The sequence below is a fragment of the Stenotrophomonas sp. YJH_SMC_133 genome, from assembly GCF_059370655.1.
This window is the reverse complement of sequence record NZ_JCAFTW010000003.1, coordinates 28,970-53,291: the sequence shown is the minus strand read 5'-3', so window position 1 is coordinate 53,291 and position 24,322 is coordinate 28,970. Positions and strand designations below refer to the sequence as shown.

The 24,322-nt window shown below is 67.6% G+C and carries 24 protein-coding genes; 8 read left to right on the top strand and 16 right to left on the bottom strand.

From position 1 onward, the window contains the following. Window positions 1-34: 34 nt before the first annotated feature. Together AC5P78_RS04675 and AC5P78_RS04670 are read right to left on the bottom strand one after the other, a co-directional pair. Window positions 35-511, bottom strand: coding sequence for an HvfA family oxazolone/thioamide-modified RiPP metallophore (locus AC5P78_RS04675; protein ID WP_005408500.1), 477 nt, complete (start codon window positions 509-511; stop codon window positions 35-37). 95 nt (window positions 512-606) lie between these two features. Then, window positions 607-1,251 (bottom strand): HvfX family Cu-binding RiPP maturation protein, encoded by a 645-nt coding sequence (locus tag AC5P78_RS04670; protein WP_005408501.1) that lies wholly within the window; start codon window positions 1,249-1,251, stop codon window positions 607-609. A 342-nt stretch (window positions 1,252-1,593) separates the two neighbouring features. Between AC5P78_RS04670 and AC5P78_RS04665 the strand changes: the two genes are divergently transcribed. From AC5P78_RS04665 to AC5P78_RS04640, 6 genes are all read left to right on the top strand, one after another. After that, window positions 1,594-2,388, top strand: coding sequence for an alpha/beta fold hydrolase (locus AC5P78_RS04665; protein ID WP_099480422.1), 795 nt, complete (start codon window positions 1,594-1,596; stop codon window positions 2,386-2,388). A 3-nt stretch (window positions 2,389-2,391) separates the two neighbouring features. Beyond that, window positions 2,392-2,937 (top strand): redoxin domain-containing protein, encoded by a 546-nt coding sequence (locus AC5P78_RS04660; protein WP_049430390.1) that lies wholly within the window; start codon window positions 2,392-2,394, stop codon window positions 2,935-2,937. A 57-nt stretch (window positions 2,938-2,994) separates the two neighbouring features. Continuing rightward, entirely contained in the window at window positions 2,995-3,735 is a 741-nt protein-coding gene (locus AC5P78_RS04655; RefSeq protein ID WP_005408504.1) for a response regulator, read from the top strand. After that, on the top strand, window positions 3,732-5,045 hold the full coding sequence (locus AC5P78_RS04650) for a sensor histidine kinase (RefSeq protein ID WP_099527523.1): 1,314 nt from the start codon (window positions 3,732-3,734) through the stop codon (window positions 5,043-5,045). The genes AC5P78_RS04655 and AC5P78_RS04650 overlap by 4 nt, the downstream gene beginning before the upstream one ends. Before the next feature lie 124 nt (window positions 5,046-5,169). After that, window positions 5,170-6,183, top strand: coding sequence for a hypothetical protein (locus AC5P78_RS04645; protein ID WP_099527522.1), 1,014 nt, complete (start codon window positions 5,170-5,172; stop codon window positions 6,181-6,183). Window positions 6,184-6,261: 78 nt separating this feature from the next. Beyond that, window positions 6,262-7,521, top strand: coding sequence for an MFS transporter (locus AC5P78_RS04640; protein ID WP_495217154.1), 1,260 nt, complete (start codon window positions 6,262-6,264; stop codon window positions 7,519-7,521). A 4-nt stretch (window positions 7,522-7,525) separates the two neighbouring features. On the opposite strand, the gene AC5P78_RS04635 is transcribed toward AC5P78_RS04640, so the two are convergent. Further along, on the bottom strand, window positions 7,526-8,473 hold the full coding sequence (locus AC5P78_RS04635; protein ID WP_004147861.1) for a nucleoside hydrolase: 948 nt from the start codon (window positions 8,471-8,473) through the stop codon (window positions 7,526-7,528). 151 nt (window positions 8,474-8,624) lie between these two features. Here AC5P78_RS04635 and AC5P78_RS04630 point away from each other — a divergent pair, with 151 nt between their 5' ends. Continuing rightward, window positions 8,625-8,957, top strand: a complete 333-nt coding sequence (locus tag AC5P78_RS04630) for a hypothetical protein (protein ID WP_043034145.1) — start codon at window positions 8,625-8,627, stop codon at window positions 8,955-8,957. A gap of 71 nt (window positions 8,958-9,028) precedes the next feature. Here AC5P78_RS04630 and AC5P78_RS04625 read toward each other — a convergent pair whose 3' ends face one another. The 13 genes from AC5P78_RS04625 to AC5P78_RS04565 form a co-directional block, all read right to left on the bottom strand. Continuing rightward, entirely contained in the window at window positions 9,029-9,748 is a 720-nt protein-coding gene (locus AC5P78_RS04625; RefSeq protein WP_024957000.1) for a GntR family transcriptional regulator, read from the bottom strand. 56 nt (window positions 9,749-9,804) lie between these two features. After that, the gene (locus tag AC5P78_RS04620) at window positions 9,805-11,172 is read right to left on the bottom strand and encodes an SLC13 family permease (RefSeq protein WP_005408510.1); all 1,368 of its coding nucleotides are present in this window, start codon (window positions 11,170-11,172) and stop codon (window positions 9,805-9,807) included. Window positions 11,173-11,276: 104 nt separating this feature from the next. Continuing rightward, window positions 11,277-12,197 carry a malonate decarboxylase subunit epsilon gene (mdcH, locus tag AC5P78_RS04615; RefSeq protein WP_262101738.1) on the bottom strand — a complete coding sequence of 307 codons (921 nt, stop codon included), beginning with the start codon at window positions 12,195-12,197 and terminating at the stop codon, window positions 11,277-11,279. After that, window positions 12,194-13,048, bottom strand: a complete 855-nt coding sequence (gene mdcB, locus AC5P78_RS04610; RefSeq protein ID WP_165931270.1) for a triphosphoribosyl-dephospho-CoA synthase MdcB — start codon at window positions 13,046-13,048, stop codon at window positions 12,194-12,196. Before mdcB ends, mdcH begins: the two co-directional genes overlap by 4 nt. Beyond that, window positions 13,045-13,686 (bottom strand): malonate decarboxylase holo-[acyl-carrier-protein] synthase, encoded by a 642-nt coding sequence (gene mdcG, locus AC5P78_RS04605; protein WP_005408513.1) that lies wholly within the window; start codon window positions 13,684-13,686, stop codon window positions 13,045-13,047. Before mdcG ends, mdcB begins: the two co-directional genes overlap by 4 nt. Continuing rightward, window positions 13,679-14,383 (bottom strand): biotin-independent malonate decarboxylase subunit gamma, encoded by a 705-nt coding sequence (mdcE, locus tag AC5P78_RS04600; protein WP_414498315.1) that lies wholly within the window; start codon window positions 14,381-14,383, stop codon window positions 13,679-13,681. Before mdcE ends, mdcG begins: the two co-directional genes overlap by 8 nt. A 2-nt stretch (window positions 14,384-14,385) precedes the next feature. Next, window positions 14,386-15,294, bottom strand: a complete 909-nt coding sequence (locus tag AC5P78_RS04595; RefSeq protein ID WP_099524219.1) for a biotin-independent malonate decarboxylase subunit beta — start codon at window positions 15,292-15,294, stop codon at window positions 14,386-14,388. Next, complete coding sequence (gene mdcC / locus AC5P78_RS04590) at window positions 15,291-15,611, bottom strand: malonate decarboxylase acyl carrier protein (RefSeq protein WP_099524220.1); 321 nt, start codon at window positions 15,609-15,611, stop codon at window positions 15,291-15,293. The genes AC5P78_RS04595 and mdcC overlap by 4 nt, the downstream gene beginning before the upstream one ends. Before the next feature lie 10 nt (window positions 15,612-15,621). Further along, complete coding sequence (gene mdcA / locus AC5P78_RS04585) at window positions 15,622-17,265, bottom strand: malonate decarboxylase subunit alpha (protein ID WP_165710259.1); 1,644 nt, start codon at window positions 17,263-17,265, stop codon at window positions 15,622-15,624. A 190-nt stretch (window positions 17,266-17,455) separates the two neighbouring features. Beyond that, window positions 17,456-19,648 (bottom strand): TonB-dependent siderophore receptor, encoded by a 2,193-nt coding sequence (locus AC5P78_RS04580; protein ID WP_076738855.1) that lies wholly within the window; start codon window positions 19,646-19,648, stop codon window positions 17,456-17,458. A gap of 354 nt (window positions 19,649-20,002) precedes the next feature. Further along, window positions 20,003-21,691: a malate dehydrogenase (quinone) gene (gene mqo / locus AC5P78_RS04575; RefSeq protein ID WP_087802937.1), complete on the bottom strand. Its 1,689-nt coding sequence runs from the start codon at window positions 21,689-21,691 to the stop codon at window positions 20,003-20,005. Between the two features lie 229 nt (window positions 21,692-21,920). Further along, the gene (locus tag AC5P78_RS04570; protein ID WP_005412603.1) at window positions 21,921-22,367 is read right to left on the bottom strand and encodes a GNAT family N-acetyltransferase; all 447 of its coding nucleotides are present in this window, start codon (window positions 22,365-22,367) and stop codon (window positions 21,921-21,923) included. A 169-nt stretch (window positions 22,368-22,536) separates the two neighbouring features. Beyond that, a complete protein-coding gene (locus AC5P78_RS04565) occupies window positions 22,537-23,442 on the bottom strand; it encodes a LysR family transcriptional regulator ArgP (protein ID WP_005408522.1) in 906 nt (301 codons plus the stop codon). A gap of 138 nt (window positions 23,443-23,580) precedes the next feature. On the opposite strand from AC5P78_RS04565, the gene AC5P78_RS04560 reads away from it, so the two are divergent. Then, window positions 23,581-24,216, top strand: coding sequence for a LysE/ArgO family amino acid transporter (locus tag AC5P78_RS04560; protein WP_005408523.1), 636 nt, complete (start codon window positions 23,581-23,583; stop codon window positions 24,214-24,216). The last annotated feature ends 106 nt before the right edge of the window (window positions 24,217-24,322 follow it).

The window sequence follows — 24,322 nt, the reverse complement described above, 5'->3', positions numbered from 1 at the left end:
CGCCGCCTTGAAGGCGGCGCCGGGTGAACGTCGATCAATCGGCAACGCGGGAGAACAGGCCCTTCGGCATCGGCTTGCCGTTGGCGGTGTAGACGCTGCGCAGGTAGTCGTGCGCTTCCTGCTCGCTGATGTAACCGTCGTGGTCGGTGTCGATGCGGTCGAACTCGGCGGCGCGCTTGGCGGCCACAGCGTTGAACTCGGCACGCGAGACCTTGCCGTCGTGGTCGCGGTCGGTGCGGGCAAACGAGGCGTCGCCGCACTTGCCTTCGCCACACTGGCCCTCGGCCACCTTGGCCTTGCCGGCGGGCTTGCCGGTGGTGGCCTTGTTGGCCCCGCACTTGCCTTCACCGCACTTGCCTTCGGCGGCGGCGCTCATGGCCACCGCGCTGATCGCCAGCGGTTGGATCGCCGCGGCCTGGCCGGCCAGCAGCAGGCCACCGGCCAGGGCAATGCCGATGGCACCGATGCGCGGCAGGCGCGAGGAGGGGGTGTTCTTGGTCGAGATGGACATGGTGATGACTCCTTGGGAAAGCACGCGGGGCGTGCGGGATGGACGCCGCCGAGGAGGCGACGGAAAGCGAAAGGCGCGGGAACAGGGGATTCAGCTCAGGCGGCGTGGCGACGGCGCAGCAGATAGCCCAGCAGCAGCACGCCGCCGAGCAGGGCACCGCCGAAGCCGATGCCGGGCAGCAGCGCGGCAACCGGCAGCAGCAGGGCGATCAGGCTGACGCCCCAGCCCAGGCCGTCATTGCCGACAGGGGCATGCTGTGAGCCGGCCAACAGCCGGTCCACGCTGAGCGCGCCACCGCCGTTGAGGATCAGTGGCAGCAACATGGCCAGGAACAGCAGCGGCAGCTTGAAGTTGCCGTAGCCCTGGTCGGTGATCGCATAGCCCTGCCAGAGCTCACCCAGGCCGTTCCATTGGTCGGGCCAGTGCACGGCGGCGATGGCGACGATGGTGAGGACCCAGAAGACGTAGGCCACCGAGCGCGTGGCCAGGCCGAGCAGCAGCATCACCGCGCCCACCAGTTCCAGCCAGGTCGCCAGCTGCCAGTTCAGCGATGCGGGCAGGGCGGACAACGGGAACGGGAAGCGGCCTTCCAGGTCGGCGAACCAGTTCTGGCCGCCCAGCTTTTCGCGGCCGGATTCGAAGAACTCCCAGGCCAGCAGGGTGCGCAACGCCAATGGCGAGAGCCAGCGGCCGACGGCGTCCAGGCGGGGGGTATACACGGAAGAAGCGGTGCTGATCATGGTGGTGTCCTGCGGGCCAGTGGTCGATGGAAGCCATTCCAGGCGGCGCAGGTATCGGCAACGTGTGCCGTTGCCCGGGGTTTTGTCAGCGACTGTGGTCGCGGCCGGGGTTTCGTACAGTCAGATACAAAGACGATGCGTTGACGCACATCGGGGCGTTGCGCGCCCGCGTGCGGGGAGCGATATTCACCCGAAAGCGCCCAGCCAGGACCGGCGCGCGAATGTATCCCACTGTAGAAACCCGCCTGCGCCCTACAGTCCGGTACAACTCCGCGCAGCGGAGAAACAGCGCCGATACACCGGCAGGCGGAAATGGCCATTCCCAACACCGGAGTGCCACCCATGATCCGTACCTCGTTGCTTGCCGCTGCTCTCGCCCTTGCCGGCGCAGCCGCCCCCGCCTTCGCCAGCCAGGTCGATACCGCTGCACCGCCCACCGTCATCCTGGTGCACGGCGCCTTCGCCGATGGCTCCAGCTGGAGCAAGGTCATCAGTACCCTGCATGACTGGAAGCTGCCGGCGGTGGCCGTACAGAATCCGCTCACCTCGTTGGCCGACGACGTCGCCGCCACCCGTCGTGCGATTGCCGCTGCGCCTGGCAAGGTGGTGCTGGTCGGCCACAGCTGGGGTGGCACGGTCATCACCGAAGCGGGCAATGACCCGAAGGTGCAGGCGCTGGTGTACGTGGCGGCGTTCGCACCGGATGCAGGGCAATCTTCGGCGCAACAGGGCGAAGGTTTCCCGGTCGGTCCGGGTCTGGCCCGACTGCAGGAAAGGGACGGCTACCTGACCTTGCCGGCTGATGCCATCGCCCAGGACTTCGCGCCGGACGTGATGAAAAAATCGGCCGCACTGCTGTACAGCACGCAGGTCCCGTTGAAGGCCAGCGCGCTGGGCGAAGTAGTGAACGTTGCGGCGTGGCGCAGCAAGCCGAGCTGGTACGTGCTCAGCCGTGACGATCGCATGCTGTCGCCGCAGCTGCAGGCCGCCACCGCAAAGCGCATTGGCGCGCAGCTGCAATCGATCGGCAGCAGCCATGTGTCGCTGCTTTCGCATCCGGCGCAGGTGGCCGACAGCATCCTGGAAGCTGCGGGGGTGAAGCCGGCGGAACTGCCACTGGCCGAGCAGGGGGGCTGAGCGATGGCCGGCCTGCGTGCGTACGTGCTGCCGTTGCTGATGGGCGTGCTGGGTGGGGCTGCGCTGTTGATGGCCTGGCCCAGCCCGGAGGCCGATGCGCAGCCGGCACAGGCCGTTCCCGCCGCCGGGTTCGACGGTGGCGGGCCCTGGCACAACAGCCCACCGCTCACACTGAAGCAGTTGCGGGGGCAGGTGGTGCTGGTCGAGTTCTGGACCTACACCTGCCGCAACTGCCTCAACGTGGCGCCGCATGTCCACCAGTGGCATGCACGCTACGCGTCGCAGGGCCTGAGGGTGATCGGCGTGCATACGCCGGAGTTCGCCTATGAAGGGTTGCCCGGCAACGTGCGCAAGGCCATCGCACGGTTGGACATCACCTGGCCGGTGGTGCAGGACAACCAGTACCGGATCTGGAACGCCTGGCGCAACCGCTTCTGGCCCGCGCTGTACCTGCTCGACCGTCAGGGGCGGGTGGTCTACCGCCATTACGGCGAGGGCGACTACGCACGTACCGAAAGCGAGATCCAGCGCCTGCTGGCCAACCCCTGAGCCGCGCTACCATGGCCGCGCAGCGCGGCCCTGACCTCCGTCTTCATCGAGAACGCAATGAACCACGTACCGCATATCCTGGTCGTCGACGATGACAGCGAGATCCGCCAGATGCTGGCCGATTACCTGCAGCGCAACGGCCTGCGCGTGAGCCAGGCCGACGGTGGCCGGGCCATGCGCGCGCTGATGGATACCCATGCCGTGGATCTGGTGGTGCTGGACGTGATGATGCCGGGCGAGGACGGCCTGAGCCTGTGCCGCAACCTGCGCGCCGGCAAGCATCGTGCGGTGCCGGTGGTGCTGCTGACCGCCCGCGACGACGAGACCGACCGCATCATCGGCCTGGAAATGGGCGCTGATGACTATGTGACCAAGCCCTTCTCTTCGCGCGAACTGCTGGCACGCATCAATGCGGTGATCCGCCGCACGCAGATGCTGCCGCCGAATCTGCAGGTGAGCGAAGCAGGTCGCCAGCTGGCCTTCGGCGAGTGGCGCCTGGACACCACCGCACGCCATCTGCTGGATGCGCAGGACACCGCGCATCCGCTCAGTGGCGCCGAGTTCCGCCTGTTGCGCGTGTTCCTCGATCACGCCAATCGGGTGCTCAGCCGTGACCAGCTGCTCAGCCTCACCCAGGGCCGCGATGCCGAACTGTTCGACCGCTCGATCGATCTGCTGGTCAGCCGCGTGCGGCAGCGCCTGGGTGACGACGCACGCGAGCCGACCTACATCAAGACCGTGCGCAGCGAAGGCTATGTGTTCAGCGTGCCGGTGCAGTTGCTGGGGCCGGACGAATGAACACCACCGCACACCGCCCACGCTGGCCGCGCACGCTGTCGGCGCGGCTGCTGCTGGTGCTGCTGGGTGGATTGGCGCTGGCCCACGCACTGTCCTTCGGCCTGCTGTTCTTCGAACGCTACCAGTCCACGCGCAGCATGATGCTGCGCAACCTCGATGAAGACGTGGCCGTGAGTGTCGCGCTGCTGGAACACCTGCCCGCAGGCCAGCGCGCAGCCTGGGTGCCGCGGCTGGAGCGGCGCACCTACCGTTACCTGCTGCGCCCGGCCGCCGCAGGACCCGGGCTGCAGACCGATCGTGCACGCCAGGTCACGGCGATCATCGACGACAGCCTGCAGCACCGCTATCCGTTGCAGGCGCGCCAGGTGGCTCGCCTGCCGGAGCGGTTCGAGGTGGAACTGCGCCTGCACGACGGCACCCCCTTGACCATCGAAGTCACCCCGTCGGGCCTGCCGCTGGCGCGCTGGCTGCCCGCCGTGTTGCTGGTGCAGCTGGCGCTGCTGCTGGTGTGCGCGTGGCTGGCGGTGCGCCTGGCCATGCGCCCGCTGCAGCAGCTGTCGCGTGCGGTGGAGCATCTGCAGCCGGGCAAGGACGGGCCCGAACTGCCTGAAGATGGCCCGGCGGAAGTGGGCGGCGCGGCGGCTGCGCTCAACGCACTGCAGGCACGCATTCGTGGCCATGTCACTGAGCGCCTGCAGATCCTGGCCGCGATCTCGCATGACCTGCAGACCCCCATCACGCGCATGAAGCTTCGGGTGGAGACCCTGCCTGAAGACAGCACCCAGCAGCGGTTGCTGGACGACCTCGACCACCTGGGTCAACTGGTGCGTGAGGGCGTGGCCTATGCGCGCAGCAGCCACGTCGCCAGTGGCGCACCGGTGTCGATGGACCTGGGCGCGTTCCTGGCCAGTGTGGTCGGCGATTACGAGGACATGGGCAAGCCGGTCAGCGGTGGTGCGCCCGCTGGACTGGTCGTGCAGACCTGGCCGCAGCCGCTGCGCCGGGTGGTCGGCAATCTGGTCGACAACGCGTTGCGTTACGCGGGTGCCGCCGAGGTCGAGGCGGGCCGTGATGACGCCGGCAGAGTGTGGATCAGCATTTCCGACCGTGGCCCTGGCATTCCCGAGGACCAGCTGCAGGCAGTGCTGGCGCCGTTCCATCGGCTGGAAAGCTCGCGCAACCGCGATACCGGCGGCACTGGCCTGGGCCTGGCCATCGCGGTGCAGCTGGCACAGTCGCTGGGCGGATCGCTGAGGTTGCACAACCGCGAGGGCGGCGGCCTGCGGGCGGAACTGCAGCTGCCGGGGTAACGGGCGGGGTCGGATCCCTTGCGGGAGCGAAGGGCGCTGACCCCGATGTGGGATCTGCGACGTTCCTGCACGGCTTCGGGATCGGCGATCATCTGCAGGGAGTGTCGAAACCAGGAAACACGCAATGCAGGGAACGCAGCATTCAATCCGGCGCCCGCGCCACGCCGCGCTGCTGGTCGGTCTACTCGCGCTGGCGGCATGCCAGCGCACACCGGATGCGCCGACCGGGGCACCCGCAGCGGGCGCACCGCTTGCCGCCCCGGCCACCGCAACAGACCTCTCTCCGCTGCTCGATGCCCTGCCGACCTGCGCGCTGGACGGCTGGTACATCGATCAGCAGACCGCCCGCCCGGCCCACCCCTGGCTGGCCACGAATGCACCGAAACCCTGCAAGGAGGACGGGGAGAACGAAATCGCCACGTTCTGCGTGCAGGGGCAATGGAAGGGGCTGCCGGTGGAGGAGGTGATCCTGCCGACGATGACGTTCGTTTCGTTCCGTGGGGCCAGGATCGGCCTGCCGCTGGAGAAGGCACGTCCCATCGTCCGCCAGCGTTTCGGGCAGGACTTCCCCGGTGGTGCGGCGTACGAGGCGGGCCGCGAGCCGAAGCTGATGGCCGATCCCGAGGATGCGCAGCGCTCATGGCTGCTGTGCAGCACGCCGGAACCGGGAGACGATCTGGGCAGCCAGGCAGGCGTCAGCTATTCCGGCATGAACCTGCCCTACGACCACGACGGTTGCAGCTACCGCTACAGCCCGGTCGACTTCTGCGATGCGCGGCACCGCGGAGCCATCGAAGATGCCCTCCAGCATCAGAAACCCAATTTCAACAAGCACTACCTGCTGGTGCAGGTCGATGATCGACCCGAGTACTTCCAGCGCACGCTGGTGCTGGTCGACACCCGCACCGGACGCGCCACGCCATTGCCGATCGATGCCTTCACCGGCCCGGCGGGGAAGGGCGGAGAGGCCACCGGCTACGGGACACTGGAGACGAGCGTGGACCAGCAGCAGTTCTGCCTCGATGGTGCGCTGCTGGTCTACCGCGTGTTCGAGGAGGGGCGCTTCTGCTTCGGCTTTGACGGCGAGCGTTTCACCGGCCATGAAACCCAGTACATGCAGGCAGCGGACAGCCGATGACCGGTATTTCACCCCGTCCATGCCACGCTGCGCGGAACCTGCGCAACCGGGATCGAGGCTGTTGAAGGCGAACACGCAATGACTGCCGCGCGGCAGCGCTCGATGTGGGTGGCGGGCCTTTCCACTGTAGTGGAGTGGTACGACTTCACTCTCTACCTGTACTTCGCCACGGTGCTGTCGCGGGTGTTCTTCGGCGGCGGCGAACAGGCGCTGCTGGCCACCCTGGCAGGCTTCGCGGTGTCCTACCTGATGCGCCCGCTGGGCGCGCTGTGCTTCGGCCACCTTGGCGACCGCCTGGGCCGGCGCTGGATGCTGCTGGCTTCGATGGCGTTGATGGCGGCGGCAATGCTGGCCACCGCGCTGCTGCCAACCGCGGCCACCGCAGGCACCACGGCGGGCGTGCTGCTGCTGGTACTGCGCTGCGTGATGGCGTTTTCGGTGGGCGGTGAGTACACCGGGGTGGTGGCGTACCTGCTGGAAAGCGCACCGGCGCAGCGACGTGGCCTGGTGACCTCGCTGGCGTCCGCAGCCAGCGAGGTGGGTGCGTTGCTGGCGGTGGCGATCTCCGCGGTTACCGTGGCGCTGCTCGCGCCCGCGCAGCTGGACAGCTGGGGCTGGCGTATTCCGTTCTTCGTTGGCGCGGCGCTGGCACTGGTGATCCTGGTCGCGCGCTCGGGCATGCACGAGTCGCCGGAGTTCGAGCGGCAGCGCCGCGAGGGCAGCATTCCCGCGACGCCGCTGAAGCATGTGCTGCGCAACCATCCGCTGGCGGTGGCGCGCACGTTCGCGATCTCGGCGCTGGGCTCGATTACTTACTACGTCGGCATCACCTATGAGCCCGCATTCCTGCATGCGCGGGGCCACGATGAGGGCGATGCGCTGTGGCTGTCGACGATTGCGGCCGTGGCGGTGATCGCGATCACGCCCCTGTGCGGCGCATTGTCCGACCGTGTCGGAAGACGGCCGGTGCTGTTGGGCCTGACCGTGCTGGCAGCGCTGCTGCCGCTGTCCTTGTTCGCGTGGATGGCGCAGGCGACGCCGCTGGGCATCGCGCTGGCCGCGGTGTTGCTGGCCTGCGTGGCCGGTGGCGTGAGCGCGGTGGCGGCCCCGGCCACGGCCGAGCAGTTCCCCGGCGAAGGGCGGGTCAGCGGGCTGGCACTGGGGGTGACCATGGCCACGGCCGTGTTCGGCGGTGCAACGCCATGGCTGGCGCAATGGTGGGTGGAACGCAGCGGCTGGGCAGCAGCGCCAGGCGCGATGATCGCGCTGGTGGCGGTGCTGGTGCTGCCGGTGCTGTGGACCCTGCCCGAGACGGTCCCGGGCAGGGCCAAGCGCTAGCGGGTCAGACCTTCAGGGTCTGCTCGATGTCGGCCAGCACGGCGGCCGCATCCACGCCGATGGCAATCGACTGCACCACGTGGCCGTCCCACACGCTGGGGCCGAACGCCAGGCCTTCCGGCTTGGGAATGGTCATGCCGCGGGCGACGCCGTCGGTGGCCACGCGCACGCTGGCGCGCTCGAACTGGAACAGCTCCGGACGGGTCAGCGCGATGCAGGCGCAGCAGTCGTGCACGACCATGCCCTTGTGGCCGGCCTGCAGGTAGAAGTCCACGTAATCCTGCGACAGCGCACGCACCAGTTCGGCATCGGCACCGCCGATGGCGGCCAGCTTGTCCAGGCCGTCACGGTCCATTTCCACGCGGGTGGTCACGTCCAGGCCGATGGCGGTGACCGGCCAGCTGGCGGTGAACACCACGTCGGCCGCTTCGGCGTCGCCCCAGATGTTGGCCTCGGCGGCCGGGGTGATGTTGCCGTTGACGTGGAAGGCGCCGCCCATGATCACCACGCCGCGCACCAGGCCGGCGATGTCCGGCGCCTGCTGCAGGGCCAGGGCCAGGTTGGTCATGCGGCCGACCGCGACCAGGGTCACCTCGCCCGGATGGGCGCGGACCAGGTCGATGATCAGCTGGTGGGCCGGGCGCGCATCGGCCGCCACGTCCAGGCTGGCCGGCACCGGGTGGTTGCCCAGGCCGTTGTGGCCATGGATGTGCACCGGCCAGGCTTCCGGGGTGGCTTCCGGCTGCAGCGGGCCGCCGGCACCGCGTGCGACCGGGGCGGCAAAGCCCCAGGCCTGCTTCAGGTACAGCGCATTGTGCGTGGTCGACTCCACCGAGGCATTGCCGAAGGTGGTGGTGACGCCGATCAGGTCGATCTGGGCGTGCTTGTGCAGGTACAGCAGGGCCAGGGCGTCGTCGACGCCCGGGTCGGTATCGAAAATGACTTTCAGCATGTTGTTGTTCTTCTTCTTCCGTGTGGTGCGGGGGGCGCCGGCGGCCCGGAAGCAGGCCGGCGCGCCCTACATTGTCCCATCTTCATGACAGGCAGGGCCATTGCCGGGGAGGCAGGCCATAATGCCCCCAGTCCAGGCACGGAACCGCCGAATGCTGATCGTTGCCCTTCTGCTGGTCCTGCTGGTGCTGGGCCTGAACGTGGTGGCTACCGTGGTGATCGTCAGGCGCGATGGCCTCTCGGCAGGCGGCCGGACGGTGCAGTTGCTGCTGGTCTGGCTGCTGCCGCTGGTCGGCGCCATCCTGTGCATGGCGGTGGCCACGGCCGATGGCTCGGGCAGCCGGGGGGATGGCGGCGGAAGCCATGACACCTCCGTTGGCTATTCCAGTGACAACCACAGCCATCACAGCTACAGCAGCTCCGACTGCGGAAGCGGCGACAGCGGTGGGGGTGGTGACGGCGGCAGCTGCGGTGGTGGCGATTGACGAGATGTTCCAGGATGCCGGCCAAGGTCACGTCCTGGTAGTGCCGGCCGCTGGCCGGCAACCTCATCCGCTCAACCGCCGCCTTCGGTCGGCAACGGCGCCGGCACGTTCAACAGCCCGCCTGCCGCCACATAGGCGGCCAGCGCCTGGCCCTGGCTGAGCAGATGGCGCTCCATGGTGCGTTCGGCAGCCTGCGCGTCGCGGCGGCGGAAGCACTCCATCAGCTCGCGATGTTCGGCCAGCGACTGCGCGGTGCGCCCCGGTGTCAGCAGCTGGCGGCCGCGATGCATCTTCAGGATGCGATGCAGATCGTGGGTGATGCGGATCAGCCACGGGTTGCCGGCGTAGTGCTGCACGGTTTCGTGGATCAGGTAGTTGTTGCGGTAGTACTCGGCGATGTTGCCCTCGGCCGCCGCGGTTTCCATCGCCGCATGCAGGTCTTCCAGCTGCTGCACGCCGGCATCGTCGATGTGCCTGACCGCTTCGTGCGCACAGCGGCCTTCCAGCATGGCCATCACCGGGAACAGTTGGTTGAGGTCTTCCAGCGTCAACCGGGTGACCCGGCAGCCACGACCGGCATCGATCTGCACCAGGCCTTCGGCAGCCAGCAGCTTCAGCGCCTCCCGCAGCGGCGTACGGCTGATGCCCAGTTCTTCGCACAGTGCGGGCTCGTCGATCCACTCACCCGGCGGCAGCCGGTAGTCGTAGATGCGCTCGCGCACGTGTTCGGCCACCTCTTCGTACAGAGGTGCGCGCTTCTTCGGTGACCGCGGGGCAGGGGCAATGGCCATGCGCAGAGTGTAACGCCAGGTCGTGCCGACCAGTGGCCGGCACGACCGTTGGGTGGTTACATCCAGCCCGGTACCACGAATACCAGCCAGGCCAGCAGCGGCCCCAGGGCCACCACCAGTCCGCTGTAGACCAGGAAGCGGCGGAACAGGGTCTCGCGTTCCTCCTTGGCTGCCGAAGCCACCACCAGTGCGCCATTGGTGGAGAACGGGCTGACATCGACGATGGTGGACGACACCGCCAGCGCGCAGATCACGCCGGCGGCGCTGAGGTGACCCTGCATCAGGAACGGCACCGCCAGCGGAATCGTGGCGCCCAGCACCGCAGCCGACGAGGCGAATGCGGAGACAATGCCGCCGACGTAGCAGACCAGCAGCGCGCCGAGCAGCGGAATGCCGATGTCGGACACGCCATTGCCGATGAAGTCCACCGCGCCGGCATGTTCCAGCACGCCGATGTAGGTCACCACACCGCAGATCAGCAGCACGGTGGACCAGCTGATGCCATCCACCGCGCCCTTCTGGCTTTGTGGCGACAGCAGTGCCAGCGCGACAGCCACGGTGATCGAGACCAGGCCGACGTTGAGGTTGTAGATCAGCGCGGCCACGCCCAGGCCGAGCAGGCCGATCAGGGTGAACAGCCGCTCGCGGGTCAGGCTCACCGCATCCAGTGCTGCCGGATCATTGCTGAGCGTGCCGCCGCCGGCTGCGACCAGCGCGCCATGGCCTTCGATGGCGAATTGGCGCGACGAGGCCTGTGGGCCACCGGCCATCGCCAGCTCGGCATTGCCGAGCGTTCCGGCCGCGGTGATCGAGCCACGCCGCAGCAGGGCGATGCCGCCGAACGCGAAGAAGCAGATCGTCGCCATCATGAAGTTGAAGCCCAGGCTGGTCAGGAATACCGCCATCTCGGTCACTTCCAGCCCGGCTTTCTGCACCACGCCGTTGGTGATGCTGCCGTACACGCTGATCGGCGAGAAGCCACCGGCCTGCGCGCCATGGATGACCAGCAGGCCCATCATCAGTGGATTGATGTTGTACTGCTTGGCAAAGCGCAGCGCGACCGGACCGATGATCGCGACCGCCGCCGGGCCCAGCGCACCGAACGCGGTGAGGACCGCGGTGATCACGAACATCACCCACGGAATGGCCACGATATGGCCGCGCACGGCTTTTACTGCCCAGTGCACCAGCAGGTCGATGGTGCCGTTCTTCTGCGCGATGGCGAACAGGTAGGTGATGCCGACCAGGGTCAGGAACAGATCGCCGGGAAAGCCGGCCAGGACCTCCTTGCCGCCCATGTCGACCCACAGCCCGCCGATGATGAAGGCCAGCGCGAAGGCGACGGCGCCCATGTTGATCGGCATCGCCGTGGCAACAATGAACATGATCACCAGACCGATGATCGTTGCGATTTGTGGACTCATGCGCCCTCCCAGACACGTGACTCACGTACAGCACGGATGGAGACCCGCCATCCCGGGGTAAGGCGACGTACGGCGTGTTGCGTGATACGTACTGCTCGAACCCGTTACTGCAGCCGTTCCAGCGCGCTGCGGACCCAGGCCGCGGCGCCTTCAAGGCTCTGGAACTCTTCCACCGCGCGCACCTCGCAGCACGGATAGGCCGGCGCGACCATGCGCGCCAGCGCGTTGCCCGGGCCCAGCTGCAGGAACACGCGCGCGCCGCGCTCGAAGGCCTGGCGCATCACCTGCGCCCATTCGATGGTCTGCGCCAGTTGCAACGACAGCGTGCTGACTGCCGTTGCGCGGTCCCGCACCGGTCGCGCATCGATGCCGGCCAGCAGCGGCAGGCATGGGGCCTGCAGTGGCGATGCATCGAGTGCGGCAGCGAACGGTGCGACCGCCGCCGCCAGCAATGGTGTGTGTGCGGGCACGCGCACCGGCAGCAGACGGATGTCCGCGCCCTGCGCCCGCGCTGCATCGGCCAGCCGCTGCAACGAGGCGTGTGTGCCGCCCACGATGAAATGGTCCTGCCCGTTGGCGATGGCCACGTAGGTGCCCTGCGCATCGCACAGCGACTGCAGGCTGCGGCGATCCAGCCCGAGCACCGCCTGCAGGCCTGCATCGGCGGGGCTGGCGCTGCCCATCAACTGCGCACGTTGCGCAGCCAGGGCCAGGCAGGTGGTGGCATCGAAGCTGCCGGCGATGGCGTGCGCGACGAGCTCGCCAATGCTGTAGCCGGCCACCAGCACCGGTGCAGGCACCGCTTCGCGAAGTCCCTGCCAGTGCGTGAGGCTGGCTGCACACAGCAAGGGCTGCGCCAGAGCATTGTCGAAGCGCGATTCGTCAGCCGCTGCCGCGAACACGTCGCGTCCAAGCACTGCACTGGCGGTCTCCAGTACGTCGCGCACGGCAGGCAGATCGCGCACGCGGTCGAACATCGCCGCATGCTGCGCACCTTGGCCGGGGCAGAGCAGGGCAAGGCTCATGCGACCTCCTGCTGCAGCAGGAACCAGGCACAGGCCAGCAGGTCGGCACTGCCGCCGGGGCTCAGCCGGCGTGCGACGAATCCATTACCGATGCTGTGCAGGCGTGCCTGCCAGCCGGGTACGAAGACGCCGCCGGCATCGAGGAAGCCTCGCGCCTGTTGCTGGGCCCAGCGCAGGCCGTTGGCGCCGCCACGGTGCAGCAGGTTGAGGTCATCCACGCACGCGATCAGCTGCATCAGCGTCTGGCACATCGCGGCCTCGCGTGGCAGGTCGCTGGCCAGCGCGTGGCGCAGGGTAGGCAGTGCCACCTCGCGCAGCAGCGGGTAGCCGGCGGCCGCTTGTTCGCGCACACCCTGCACGCCGTGCCGTGCGCGCGCGCGCTGGCCAGGGCTGTTCGCATCCAGCGGTGCGCCGGCGAGCTCGGCAGCCCAGCGGCGCACTTCCTGGCAGACCTGCTCGGCTGCGATGGCACCGCCCGCGCGGCCCCGACAGGCAGCGGAAGCCGCCACCAGCAGGCCAAGGCTGAAGATCGCGCCGCGATGAGTGTTGATGCCCGCAGTGGCGTGCAGCATCGATATCTCCGCAGCGATGCCGTGCCGGCGCAACGTCTGGAACGGTGCCGCGCTGGCACCGGCGTCGGCCACGGCGATGAAGTAGTGGCGCAGCGTGAACAGGCTGCGCAGGAACGTGCCGGCGTCCATGTCGTGATGGCTGCCGCTGTCGAATGGCGTGACCAACCCTGGCTTGGGTGCAAGGGCCAGTTCGGCGTGCAGGCTGGCGATGGCGAGGCGCCCCAGACGCGCGCTGTCGACGGCAGCTGGCCTGACCGCCGGTTGCACGAGGGCGTTCACGCGCTCACCCCGGTGGAGGCGAACAACGCATCACGTAGTTCCAGTGCGGCACCATCAAGGCGCTTGACCAGTACCTCGCGGCTGCGCCCGGCGTATTCGCGCCAGTTCACCGCGCCACCATCCACCAGGCACAGTTCGCCATCGACCCGCCGGCCGTGTTCGGTCTCCCATGCCTGCAGCCGTGCGACCAGGGCATCGGCCTGTGCGGCGGTGTCGATCCGCCACAGCAGATCGATGTCCGAGCGCGCGTGCACATAGTGCAGGCCCGTGAGGTGCTGCCATGCGAAGGCACCGAATACACGCGCTGCGGCGATGTCCTGCAATGCCTGCAGCGGGCGCTGCCAGTCCTGCACAAGGTCGCCTTCCAGCACCGCCTGAAGTGTCGGTGGCGCTGCGGTGCGCAGCACATCGTGTGCCGGCATGCGCAGGGCCAAGCGCAGTTTGCCCTCGGCGGGTGGCAGCGGCACGCCGAGACGCAGGCGTGGATCGGCATCGTCGGCGGCACGCCGCGCGACGATGGCCGGCCGGCCCTGCGCAAACCAGTCGGCCAGGCGCGACTCATGCGCGGCGATGTCCGCCTGCCAGCCGGCGTGCGCTGACAGCCAGACCAGCGTATGGCGGGGCAGCCGCTCAGGCATCGCCCTGACTCACCGCTTCAGCCACGCGTGCGGCCAGCATGCGACCGCCGCGCTGTGCGCCGCGTGCGGCACGCAGGTCGCCTTCGGCGGGCGTGCGCAGGGCCTGCAGCAGGTGCTGGGCAAGATCGCCCTCCCACAACGAGTCCACCGCACCCATCGCCACGTAGTTGGCGACGCCAGGCGCGAATACCGGCGAGCTCTGGCTGAGCGCCTGCAGCTTCTCCAGCGGTTGCTTGGTCACCCGCGCCATTGCGCGCAGGTCCATCACCCGCACCTGTGCATCGGGCAGGGCGTGGATGTGGTCGGCCATCAGGCCGAATGAGAGGAAGCCGCCACTGACGGATTCGCCGTAGACCAGGGTGATCAGGCGCGCACCACGGCGGCGTGCCAGATCGAGCGTCTGCGCGAGATGCGCAAAGTAACCATTGATGCCCAACAGTTCGTCGCGCCGCGCCAGGCGCTGGCCGGCGGTATCTACCAGCATCACGATCGGTCGCTGTGGATGTGCGCCGGTGCTGGCAAGCACGGTTTCGGCCAGTGCCAGTGCGTGGTCCACGCCGACTTCAAGTTTGTCGGCGGTACCGATCACGGTCACCTCGCCATCCTCGGTGGCAGCGCTGCCGGTCAGCACCGAATCGTTCACCGCAACGGCATGCCCATGCGGGAACAACGCATCGAGCAGGGTCTGCAACGGCATGCTCATGGCAGGCTCCGGTCGGCGGTGGCGATGAGGAATTCATCGGTGTCGAGCAGTGGCAGGCGTTCGGGGTGGGCAATGCCCAGCCGCGCCCAGATCTCCAGGCCATCGCGGCAATCGCCCCAGGCCTTCACGCGCGCCTTCAATGCCGCATGGCGTTCCTGCAGCGCAGCCAGTGCAGTATCCGGATCGGTGCTGCTGGTATCAGGCTGCAGCGCGTTGCTGGCCGCCTGCGCGAAGGCCTCGATGGCATCGGGCACCAGCACCTGTGCCTGGTCGATCAGGTAGCGGTGCTTGCCTCCCGTTACGCGCCAGACCAGCGCGCGATCGCGGGAATCGAACTCTTCCACGCCGCGCACGGTTTCGATCACTTCCGGGCCGGACAGCGACAGGCGCCCCTCTTCGGACATGATGACCGTGCTGCAGCAGCGGGCGACGATGCCCATGCCGCCGAAGGCGCCGTTGCCGCTGCCGATCAGCGCGATCACCGGCACACCCGCTGCACGCGCGTCCAGGGTGGCGCGCATGATCTCGGAAATGGCGATGAGCCCTGCATTGGCTTCGTGCAGGCGCACACCACCGGTGTCCAGCAGCAGAAGCACACCTTCGGGATGTGTTTCGGCTGCGCGGCGCAGCAGCCCGGTCAGCTTGGCGCCGTGCACCTCGCCCACGCCGCCGCCCATGAATTCACCCTGCTGCGCGGCCAGCAGCACGCGTCGGCCACGCAGCGTGGCTTCGCCGACAACGATGCCGTCGTCGAACGCCGCGGGCTGGTCGAGCTGTGCCAGGTGCGGGCTCATCATCCGCCGCGCCGGGCCGAGGAATTCCCTGAAGGAACCGGCGTCGACCAGGCTGGCGATACGCTCGCGCGCATCGGCTTCGTAGTAGCTGTAGCGCTGCGTCCGGTTCATCGTGGATCTCCAGCACGCAGGGTTTCCACGGCCTGGTCCAGACGCAGGCTGACTACCGCCGGGGTCGCGCCGGCATCGTTGATCGAGATGCGTACATCGCGCAGCGGATGACGCTGTGCGAAGTCGCTGATCACCGCTTGCCACACGCTGCCGAAGCCCTTCGCGGCTGTGATGATGCGCACCGTCATCGCGCCGTCCAGTGCGGCCGGCTCCAGCAGGATTTCCAGGTTGCCCGAGGCCAGCACGCCGACCAGCACCGCATCGCGCGGAAACTGCACCGCAGCGTGTCCTTCGAATCGATAGTCGAGGGTTTCCATGCTCAGCCCCTTACCAGTTGCGGAAGCGCTTGGGCGGGTCGTACAGGCCGCCGGACCAGCGCACCAGGTCTTTCACCGAACGCGCCGCCAGCAGGTCACGGCTGGCATCGCGCACGGAGATGCCGAGGTCATCGGGACGGCGGATCACGCCGCGGTCGCGCAGGTTCTCCACCATCGCGCGGTCGCGCCCCATGCCCACGGCGGTATAGCCGGCCACGCCACGGATCGCCTGTTCGCGCTCCTCAGGGGTGCGGCACAGCAGCAGGTTGGCAATGCCTTCCTCGGTCAGCACATGGCTGACGTCGTCGCCGTAGATCATCACCGGCGGCAGCGGCATGTTCGCGCGTTCGGCCAGGTCCCAGGCATCGAGGCGCTCGACGAAGGCCGGCGCCATGTGCTCGCGGAAGGTTTCCACCATCTGCACCACCAGCTTGCGCCCACGCGGCATCTCACCCGGGCGCGCGGCCTGCTGGCCGGCCTTGATCCAGGCCTCGCTGGCATGGCGCCGGCCGCGTGCGTCCGAGCCCATGTTCGGTGCGCCACCGAAGCCGGCAATGCGGTCGCGGGTGGCGGTGGAGCTGTTGCCCTGCAGGTCGATCTGCAATGTGGAACCGATGAACATGTCGCAGGCATACAGGCCGGCGGTCTGCGAGAAGGCGCGGTTGGAACGCATCGAGCCATCGGCGCCGGTGAAGAACACATCGCCTCGCGCGGCGATGTACTTCTCCATGCCCAGTTCCGAACCGAACGAATGCACCGATCTGACGAAGCCCGATTCGATTGCCGGAATCAGTGCCGGGTGGGGGTTCAACGCCCAGTGCTGGCAGATCTTTCCCTTCAGGCCGAGCGATTCGGCGTAGGTGGGGAGCAGCAGTTCGATGGCCGCCGTATCGAAGCCGATGCCATGGTTGAGGCGGTTCACGCCGTACTCGGCGTAGATGCCATTGATCGCCATCATCGCCATCAACACCTGGATCTCGGAGATCTGCGCCGGGTCGCGGGTGAACAGCGGTTCGATATGGTTCGGCTTCGGCGCCTGCACCACGAAGTTGACCCAGTCAGCGGGAATGTCGACGCGGGGGAGGGCGTCGACGATCTCGTTGACCTGGGCGATGACGATGCCGCCACCGAAGGCGGTGGCTTCGACGATCACCGGCGTGTCTTCGGTGTTCGGCCCGGTGTACAGGTTGCCGTGCCGATCTGCGGCCTGCGCGGCGACCAGGGCCACGCGCGGGGTCAGGTCGATGAAGTAGCGGCCGAACAGTTCCAGGTAGGTGTGGATGGCACCGATCTGGATGCGCCCTTCAGCCACCAGGTTGGCCAACCGCACTGACTGCGGGCCGGAGAACGAGAAGTCCAGCTTCGACGCGATGCCACGCTCGAATACATCCAGGTGCGACGGCAGCGACAGCACCGACTGCACCATGTGCAGGTCGTGCACGCGGGCCGGGTCAAGATCGGCCAGGGCCTGGGCGAGGAAATCGGCCTGTTTCTGGTTGTTGCCCTCCAGGCAGACCTTGTCGCCTGGCTCCAGCAGTGCGTGCAGCAGCTCGCCTACGTCGCCGGCGGCGACCTCGCGTCCCCGGGCCCACGGCGCGGCACGTTCCAGGCGGGCCTGGCGGCTGCGTTCCAACGTATCCCAGCTCGGGTTCATCGACCGGCTTCCGATTGGTGTCGATGTAATTACGACATAATTACGAAGGACGCCGCAACCTGCAGTGCAGCAAAAGGAAGGGCCCGCGCGGAGGCGGGCCCATTCAGGTAGGCCACGACCGTGGGTCGTGGCGGAGGGCGTGCCGACCAACGGTCGGCACCCAGCAGGCACCCACCGGTTCGCGGCTTGCTCAGAACTTCCAGCGCAGGCTGGCCGACACGAAGCGCGGTTCGCCGTAGTTGTTGTAGTCCAGATTCGCCCAGTAGGTCTTGTCCAGTGCGTTGCGCACGCTCAGCGTTGCGGTCCAGCTGTCGCTGATGCGGTAGTTGGCATTGAACTGCACCAGCATGTAGGCCGGCTGGTTCACCGTCACCGTGCCGCCCAGCGGATAGGCGATGTTGTAGCCCTGCACCTTGCTCTGCCACTGCACGCCACCGCCAACGCTCAGGCGTTCCAGCGCACCGCGCAGCTGCAGCTGCGTGTTGAGCTGCAACAGATCCTTCGGCGGGTTGGCGTACAGCAGGTCGGTAGCCGCGCGGGTGACCTTGACGTGGGTGTAGCCGGCATTGACCGTCCAGCCCGGCAGGATCTCGCCGTTGACGTCCACTTCCCAGCCGCGTGCCTTGGTGCCGTTGACGCCGATGTAGGCGGAGGTGCCATCGCTCAGCGAACCTTCCGGCACGCCCATGTCGCGCACGGCGTAGTTGTCCTGCTTGGCCTCGAACACGGCGGCGTTGGCGGTCAGGCGGCCGTCCAGCCACTGGGTCTTGATGCCCGCTTCCAGGTTCGAACCCTGCACCGGTGCCAGCAGGTTCTCGTTGCGGTCCTTGAAGTTCTGCGGGTTGAAGATCTCGGTGTAACTGGCATAGGCCGACACGTTCGGGGTGATGTCGTAGACCAGGCCCACGTAGGGAGTGACTTCATCGCTCACCTTGTACGCGCCGCTGGTGCCGGTGTAGGCGCCAGCGGCGTTGTAGGAGCGGGTGAGGGTTTCCCAGCGGCTCAGGCGTGCGCCGGCAATCAGCGACAGCGGATCGGCCAGGCGCAGGCGGGTGGCCAGGTAGACGCCACTCTGCGTGGTCTTGGCCACGCGGCGCGCGCCGGTGCGGCGGTAGGTCACCTCGGAGATGTCGCCGTTCCAGTTGTACACGTTGGGAATGTAGTAGCAGCGCTCGCCGCCGCAGCGCGCCCAGTCGCTCGGGAAGTTCAGTGCCAGGGTATTCGTCGTGCCTTCCAGGTCCGACCACTGTGCGCCGAGGGTCACGTCGTGGTCGCGGCCGAACAGATCGAAACTGCCGGTCAGGTAGGCATCGACATTGCGGCGGGTGTCCTTCGAATCACCGGCGGCCGCGCGCAGGTAGATGCCCGCGCCGGTCACCGGGTCCGGGTTGCCGGTGCCGTACAGGCGCACGTTCTGCACGTTGCCACGGGTATAGGCGGTGTTGATCTTCAACAGCCAGTTGTCGCCGAAACGCTGTTCCAGGTTGGCGAAGGCGGTGTTGCTCTCGCGCTTCCAGTAGCTCCATTTCGGCGACAGGTTGGTCGAGCGCGGCAAGTGCGCGAAATGGCCCTGGTTGTCGAAGAACGGCACGGTGCCCCAGGTCGAGCCGGTGGGGTTGTTGTCCTGGCTCTGGTAACCGAGGGTGATCGTGGTGCTGTCGGTGACGTCGCCTTCCAGCACCGCCATGCCGGCCATCTTGTTCTCGTCGTAGCGGTCGTAATACAGGCCACGATCGGTGTAGGCGGCGACCACGCGGCTGCGGAAGCGGCCGTCGGCGGTCAGTGGCGCGGTCACGTCGGCCTCCATGCGACGGTAGTCCCAGCTGCCGGCGCTGACCGCGAACGACGCATCGAATTCCTTGCCCGGGCGCTTGCGCAGCAGGTTGACCGTGGCCGACGGCACGCCGGCGCCGCTGAGCAGGCCGTTGGCGCCGCGGATCACTTCGATACGGTCGTAGAAGGCGGTGTCGTACTCCTGGTTGGTGGAGCCGCTGTAGGTGGGAATGCCATCGACCTGGAAGTCGGTGATGGCGAAGCCGCGCGCGTAGTACAGCGGGCGCTGCGTGTCATAGAAGGACACGCTCACGCCGGTTACATTGCGCATCACATCGTTGATGCTGAACAGTGATTCGTCCTGCAGGCGCTGCAGGCTGATGGCGGTGGCGGACTGCGGGGTCTCCTGCAGGGTGATCGGCAGGCGCGTGGTGCTCGACGGTGGTGCGGACTGTTCGGCGCGGACGCTGACCCTGTCCAGGGTCTTGGCATCGGCAGTGCCATCGGCGGCGGCGAACGCGCTGGGCGCGGCCAGCAGGGTCAGCGACGAAAGCAGGGCAGCCGGCAGCAACGCGCGGCGGGGCAGGCGGTTACGGAGGATCAGGGACATGGTGGGCTCGAGGCTCGGAAGCGGGGAAGGGCGGCAACAGTCGTCCAGCACCCGGGGCGGCGGCTTCGGGCACGGTCAGGTCCATCTGGGGAGGTGCGATCACTGCACAGGACGCAAATGTAAATAATTCTTAACAACATTACAATTCGCGTCATTCGCAGGGACTTTCCGGCGCAGAGCAGTGGCGGGCCGGGGTCGGATCCCGTCGCCGCAGGCAATGGGCTCTGACCCCATCATCGGCGGCCAGGTGCAGGTCAGAGCCCTCCCGTGCGGGAGGAATCCGACCCATTTCGCACAAAAACAAACGGCCACCCGAAGGTGGCCGTCCGTCTCCATCGAAAGCAAACTGCGGGCTTACAGCGCCTGCAGTTCCTCGTTGGCGTTGCGCTTTTCCTTGGCCGCTGCCGGCACTGCAGCCGCAGCAGGCGATGCCGCGTTCGCATCCACCGGCACCTCCAGATACGGCAGATGCAGGGTCTGGCTGGTCAGCGTACGGATCTCGTTGACCAGCGCGGCGCTGTCGTTGAGCTTGCGCCCGTACGACGGCACGATCTCGCGCAGGCGGGCTTCCCAGCCGGCCTTCATCTGGTCCGGGAAGGCCTTGGCCATCAGGTCCAGCATGATCGGCGGCGAGGTCGACGCACCCGGCGAAGCGCCGAGCAGGGCGGCGATGGTGTGGTCCTTGTCGGTCACGATCTCGGTACCGAACTGCAGCACCGGGCCCTTCAGCGGATCACGCTTGATGATCTGCACGCGCTGGCCGGCGGTCACCAGCTTCCAGTCACCCGGCTTGGCAGTGGGGAAGTACTTGACCAGCTCGGCCTGGCGGTCGGCATCGTTCAGGCGCGCCTGGCCCATCAGGTACTGCACCAGGTCCAGGTTGTCCTTGCCCACTTCCAGCATCGGGCCGACGTTGTTGTGGTTCACCGACGAGTACAGGTCCCACCACGAGCCGTGCTTGAGGAACTTGGTGCTGTACAGCGCGAACGGCCCGAACAGGACCACCGGCTTGCCGTCCAGCTTGCGCGCATCCAGGTGCGGCACCGACATCGGCGGCGAGCCGGTCTCGGCCATGCCGTAGGCCTTCACGCCGTGGCGCGAGGTCACGTCCTGGCCCTGGAAGGCGAGGAACTGGCCACCGACCGGGAAGCCGGCGTAGTCCTTCGATTCCGGAATGCCGGACATCTGCAGCAGCTTCAGTGCAGCGCCACCGGCACCGATGAACACGAAGCGGGCGTGGGTGGTGGACTCGGTGCCGGCCTTGAGGTCCTTCACCGTCACGTTCCAGCTCTTGTCGGCGTTCTGCCGCAGCGCGCTCACTTCGTGGTTGAGGTGCAGGCTGAAGTTCGGGCTGCGCTGCAGGCCGGCGGTCAGCTGGCGGGTGATCACGCCGAAGTTGACGTCGGTGCCCAGCGGCATCCAGGTCGCGGCAACCTTCTGCTTCGGGTCACGGCCTTCCATCAGCAGCGGGGCCCACTGCTTGATCTGGGCCGGATCCTCGGAGTACTGCATGCCATAGAACAGCGGATTCTTCACCAGGGCCTGCTGGCGCTTGTGCAGGTAGGCAATGTTGTCATCGCCCCAGACGAAGCTCATGTGCGGGGTCGGGTTGATGAAGTCGCTGGGCTGGCTCAGCCGGCCTTCCTTCACCTGGTGCGACCAGAACTGGCGCGAGACCTCGAACGATTCGGCGATGCCGACCGCGCGCTTGGTCTCGATGCTGCCGTCGGGCAGTTCCGGTGTGTAGTTCAGTTCGGCGAAGGCCGAGTGGCCGGTGCCGGCGTTGTTCCAGCCGTCGGAGCTTTCACCGGCGACGCCGTCGAGGCGTTCGTAGACCTGGATGTTCCAGTCCGGCTGCAGTTCCTGCAGGTAGGTGGCCAGGGTGATGCTCATGATGCCGGCGCCGACCAGCACAACGTCGACGGGCTTGTCGTTGCTGGCGGCGGGCACCGAGCGCTGGGTCAGCGGCCAGTACAGGAACAGCGCGGCGGCCAGCAACAGCAGCACGAGCAGGGCGAGAAGAGCCTTGCCAAATTTCTTCATGGGGGCGGGATCGTTGGCGGAGGGGAAGGGGTCAGGATGCGCGTGGGGCAGGGAAAGGGCGTGAAGAAACAACGCCTTGCAGCATCCATATGCGATTCTAACCGGATCCGGTCTGTTTTTGATGCAACGCAGCATCCGGCGTTTCGCGCCATCCTCACCCGCTAGCGCCGGGTGATGCCCGGCGAACGAAGCCTTGCCAGCGTCAGGCCATCCCTGGCGACAGCTTCACTCAGACCAGCTCAAGAATCTCGTCGCCGGCCTCATCAATCTCGCCGGTCGGGCGCCAGCCCAGGCGCCGGTAGAAGCCATGCGAGCGCGAGCGTGGGTCGGCCGAACAGGCCAGGAACAGGCGTTGGTGGCCGGCATCGCGGGTCAGGCTGACCACGTCCTGCAGCAGCTGGCGACCGATGCCGCGGCCTTCATACTCGGGCAGCAGGGCCAGCACCAGCACCTCGCCGCTGTCGCGGTCGGCGAAGCAGTAGCCGGCCATGCGCTCGCCCTCCCAGGCGACGCGGCCGATCGAATCGCCCTGGGCGATGCCGGCCGCCCAGCTGTCCTCGGTGATGCCCAGCTCTGCCAACTGCGCGGCGCTGAAGGCGTTTTCGCGGGTGCGCCCGCGCAGGTCGATGCAGGCGGCGGCATCTTCGGGGCGCGCATCGCGCACGGCTATCGGCATACAGGACACCCTTGTAGTGATTGGCCCGCTAGTATCCGCATCACGCATGGACCCGGTGTGGAGGGTTGATGGAGATTGGATGGAGCAAAAAGGGGACGGAGGGGATTAAGTCGTCTTTGCCCGATGTGTCGCTTGGGCCTTATACGACTTAATCCCCTCCGTCCCCTTTTCAGCGCTTGCGCCGGATCAGTGCCGAGGAGGCCTCCAGCACCGCGCGGGTCAGCAAGGCCATGGTCTGCACGTCGCCCTTCCAATGCTGCCAGTACAGCGGCACGTCTTCCCACGCGCGCTGGCGCACGTAGACCAGGCGGCCCGCGTCCAGGTGCCGCTTGACCAGCGGCAACGGATTCATCGTCCAGCCCATGCCGCCGAGGTTGGCCTGCACGAAGGCGCGCGTGGACGGAATCCACCAGGTCGGCGCGGTGCTGGGCAGGTCGTCGCCGGCCATGCGCCGGGCGAAGCGCGACTGCATGTCGTCCTTGCGGTTGAACACCAGCACCGGGGCCTGCGCCAGCGCCTGCGCGGTCACGCCCTTGGCGAAATGACGCTCGCGGAACTCGGGGGTACAGGTGGCGGCGTAGCGGATGCTGCCCAGTGCATGGATCTGGCAGCCCTGCACCGGCTCGTCCAGGGTGGTCACCGCGCCCAGCACCGTGCCCTGGCGCAGCAGCTCCACGGTGTGGTCCTGGTCCTCCACGCGCAGGTCCAGCGTAGTGCCGGTGGTCTGCGCGAACTGGTAGGCCGCCTGCGGGAACCAGGTTTCCAGGCTGTCGTGGTTCACCGCCACCGGGATGCTGGCCTGTGGCAGATCCTCGTCGGCCAGGCCCATCCGGTGCAGCGCATCGTGCTCGAGCAGGGCGGTCTGCTCGGCCAGCTGCACCAGCAACTGCCCCTCGGCGGTGGCGGTGGCCGGGGTGCCGCGCTTGACCAGCAGCCGGCCGATCCGGTCCTCCAGCGCCTTGACCCGCTGCGAGATGGCGGACGGGGTGACATTCAGCGACTGCGCGGCGCGGTCGAAGCTGCCTTCGCGGATCACTGCGGCCAGGGCGCGCAGCTGGGCATGGTCGATACGCATCGAATTAAGTTCCGCTAATGTTGATTTAGGAAGTTTAGCTCGTCTTTTTCATGTTGCGGCGCGACAATGGCGCCCGTTCCGGTGCTGTCCGCCTTCGCGAGGCACCGTCCCCCCAAGCAAGTAAAGGCAGTGAATCCCATGTTCTCGGTCATCTCCGCCAGCACCGGCCTCGGTGCCTGGTTCTCTGGTGCAGCTACCGGCATCGGCCTGTTCGCCGTGGTCGGCGCCCAGAGCGCCTTCATCCTGCGCCAGGGCATCCTGCGCAAGCACATCGTGCCGGTGGTCGCCACCTGTGCGGCCATCGATGCGATCTTCATCTTTGCCAGCGTGGCCGGCCTGCGCACGCTCACTTCGGCGCTGCCGTGGCTGACCACCGCCGTGCTGTGGACGGGCGTGGCGTTCCTGGCCTGGTACGCGATGAAGTCGGCGCGCCGCGCGATCGCCGGTGGCGGCGGCATGGGCGAGGCTGACAGCGACGACGGCAGCCGCCGCGCAGTGCTGATGGCGGCGGTCGGTTTCTCGCTGATCAACCCGCACTTCTGGCTGGACATGATGGTGATCGGTTCGATCGCCGAGAACTTCGGCAACGCCCGCATGGCCTTCGCTGCCGGTGTGGTCACCGCCAGTTGCCTGTGGCTGACCGCGCAGGGCCTGGGCGCGCGCCTGCTGGCGCCGCTGTTCACCAAGCCCAGCACCTGGCGCGTGCTCGACGGCACCATCGCGGTGATCCTCAGCATCCTGGCCCTCACGTTGGCGGTGCGCGGGGTCCACTGACCCGGCGCACGCCCCCCGAACCCACGTCCTGACTCTCTCTCCAAGGTAGTGGTAACGACGGCACCGGCAACGGTGCCGTCGTTTTTTGTGCGCCACTGGCGGGCCG

Excerpts from the sequence above, each read along its gene's own strand:
- AC5P78_RS04650 (WP_099527523.1), top strand. The coding sequence starts at position 3,732 with ATGAACACCACCGCACACCGCCCACGCTGGCCGCGCACGCTGTCGGCG.
- AC5P78_RS04560 (WP_005408523.1), top strand. The coding sequence starts at position 23,581 with ATGTTCTCGGTCATCTCCGCCAGCACCGGCCTCGGTGCCTGGTTCTCT.
- AC5P78_RS04640 (WP_495217154.1), top strand. The coding sequence starts at position 6,262 with ATGACTGCCGCGCGGCAGCGCTCGATGTGGGTGGCGGGCCTTTCCACT.
- AC5P78_RS04580 (WP_076738855.1), bottom strand. The coding sequence starts at position 19,648 with ATGTCCCTGATCCTCCGTAACCGCCTGCCCCGCCGCGCGTTGCTGCCG.
- mqo (WP_087802937.1), bottom strand. The coding sequence starts at position 21,691 with ATGAAGAAATTTGGCAAGGCTCTTCTCGCCCTGCTCGTGCTGCTGTTG.
- AC5P78_RS04655 (WP_005408504.1), top strand. The coding sequence starts at position 2,995 with ATGAACCACGTACCGCATATCCTGGTCGTCGACGATGACAGCGAGATC.
- AC5P78_RS04670 (WP_005408501.1), bottom strand. The coding sequence starts at position 1,251 with ATGATCAGCACCGCTTCTTCCGTGTATACCCCCCGCCTGGACGCCGTC.
- mdcA (WP_165710259.1), bottom strand. The coding sequence starts at position 17,265 with ATGAACCCGAGCTGGGATACGTTGGAACGCAGCCGCCAGGCCCGCCTG.
- mdcH (WP_262101738.1), bottom strand. The coding sequence starts at position 12,197 with ATGAGCCTTGCCCTGCTCTGCCCCGGCCAAGGTGCGCAGCATGCGGCG.
- AC5P78_RS04570 (WP_005412603.1), bottom strand. The coding sequence starts at position 22,367 with ATGCCGATAGCCGTGCGCGATGCGCGCCCCGAAGATGCCGCCGCCTGC.
- AC5P78_RS04675 (WP_005408500.1), bottom strand. The coding sequence starts at position 511 with ATGTCCATCTCGACCAAGAACACCCCCTCCTCGCGCCTGCCGCGCATC.
- AC5P78_RS04645 (WP_099527522.1), top strand. The coding sequence starts at position 5,170 with ATGCAGGGAACGCAGCATTCAATCCGGCGCCCGCGCCACGCCGCGCTG.
- AC5P78_RS04620 (WP_005408510.1), bottom strand. The coding sequence starts at position 11,172 with ATGAGTCCACAAATCGCAACGATCATCGGTCTGGTGATCATGTTCATT.
- AC5P78_RS04625 (WP_024957000.1), bottom strand. The coding sequence starts at position 9,748 with ATGGCCATTGCCCCTGCCCCGCGGTCACCGAAGAAGCGCGCACCTCTG.
- mdcE (WP_414498315.1), bottom strand. The coding sequence starts at position 14,383 with ATGCCGTTGCAGACCCTGCTCGATGCGTTGTTCCCGCATGGGCATGCC.
- AC5P78_RS04635 (WP_004147861.1), bottom strand. The coding sequence starts at position 8,473 with ATGCTGAAAGTCATTTTCGATACCGACCCGGGCGTCGACGACGCCCTG.
- AC5P78_RS04565 (WP_005408522.1), bottom strand. The coding sequence starts at position 23,442 with ATGCGTATCGACCATGCCCAGCTGCGCGCCCTGGCCGCAGTGATCCGC.
- mdcG (WP_005408513.1), bottom strand. The coding sequence starts at position 13,686 with ATGCCTGAGCGGCTGCCCCGCCATACGCTGGTCTGGCTGTCAGCGCAC.
- AC5P78_RS04630 (WP_043034145.1), top strand. The coding sequence starts at position 8,625 with ATGCTGATCGTTGCCCTTCTGCTGGTCCTGCTGGTGCTGGGCCTGAAC.
- AC5P78_RS04665 (WP_099480422.1), top strand. The coding sequence starts at position 1,594 with ATGATCCGTACCTCGTTGCTTGCCGCTGCTCTCGCCCTTGCCGGCGCA.
- AC5P78_RS04660 (WP_049430390.1), top strand. The coding sequence starts at position 2,392 with ATGGCCGGCCTGCGTGCGTACGTGCTGCCGTTGCTGATGGGCGTGCTG.
- AC5P78_RS04595 (WP_099524219.1), bottom strand. The coding sequence starts at position 15,294 with ATGAACCGGACGCAGCGCTACAGCTACTACGAAGCCGATGCGCGCGAG.
- mdcC (WP_099524220.1), bottom strand. The coding sequence starts at position 15,611 with ATGGAAACCCTCGACTATCGATTCGAAGGACACGCTGCGGTGCAGTTT.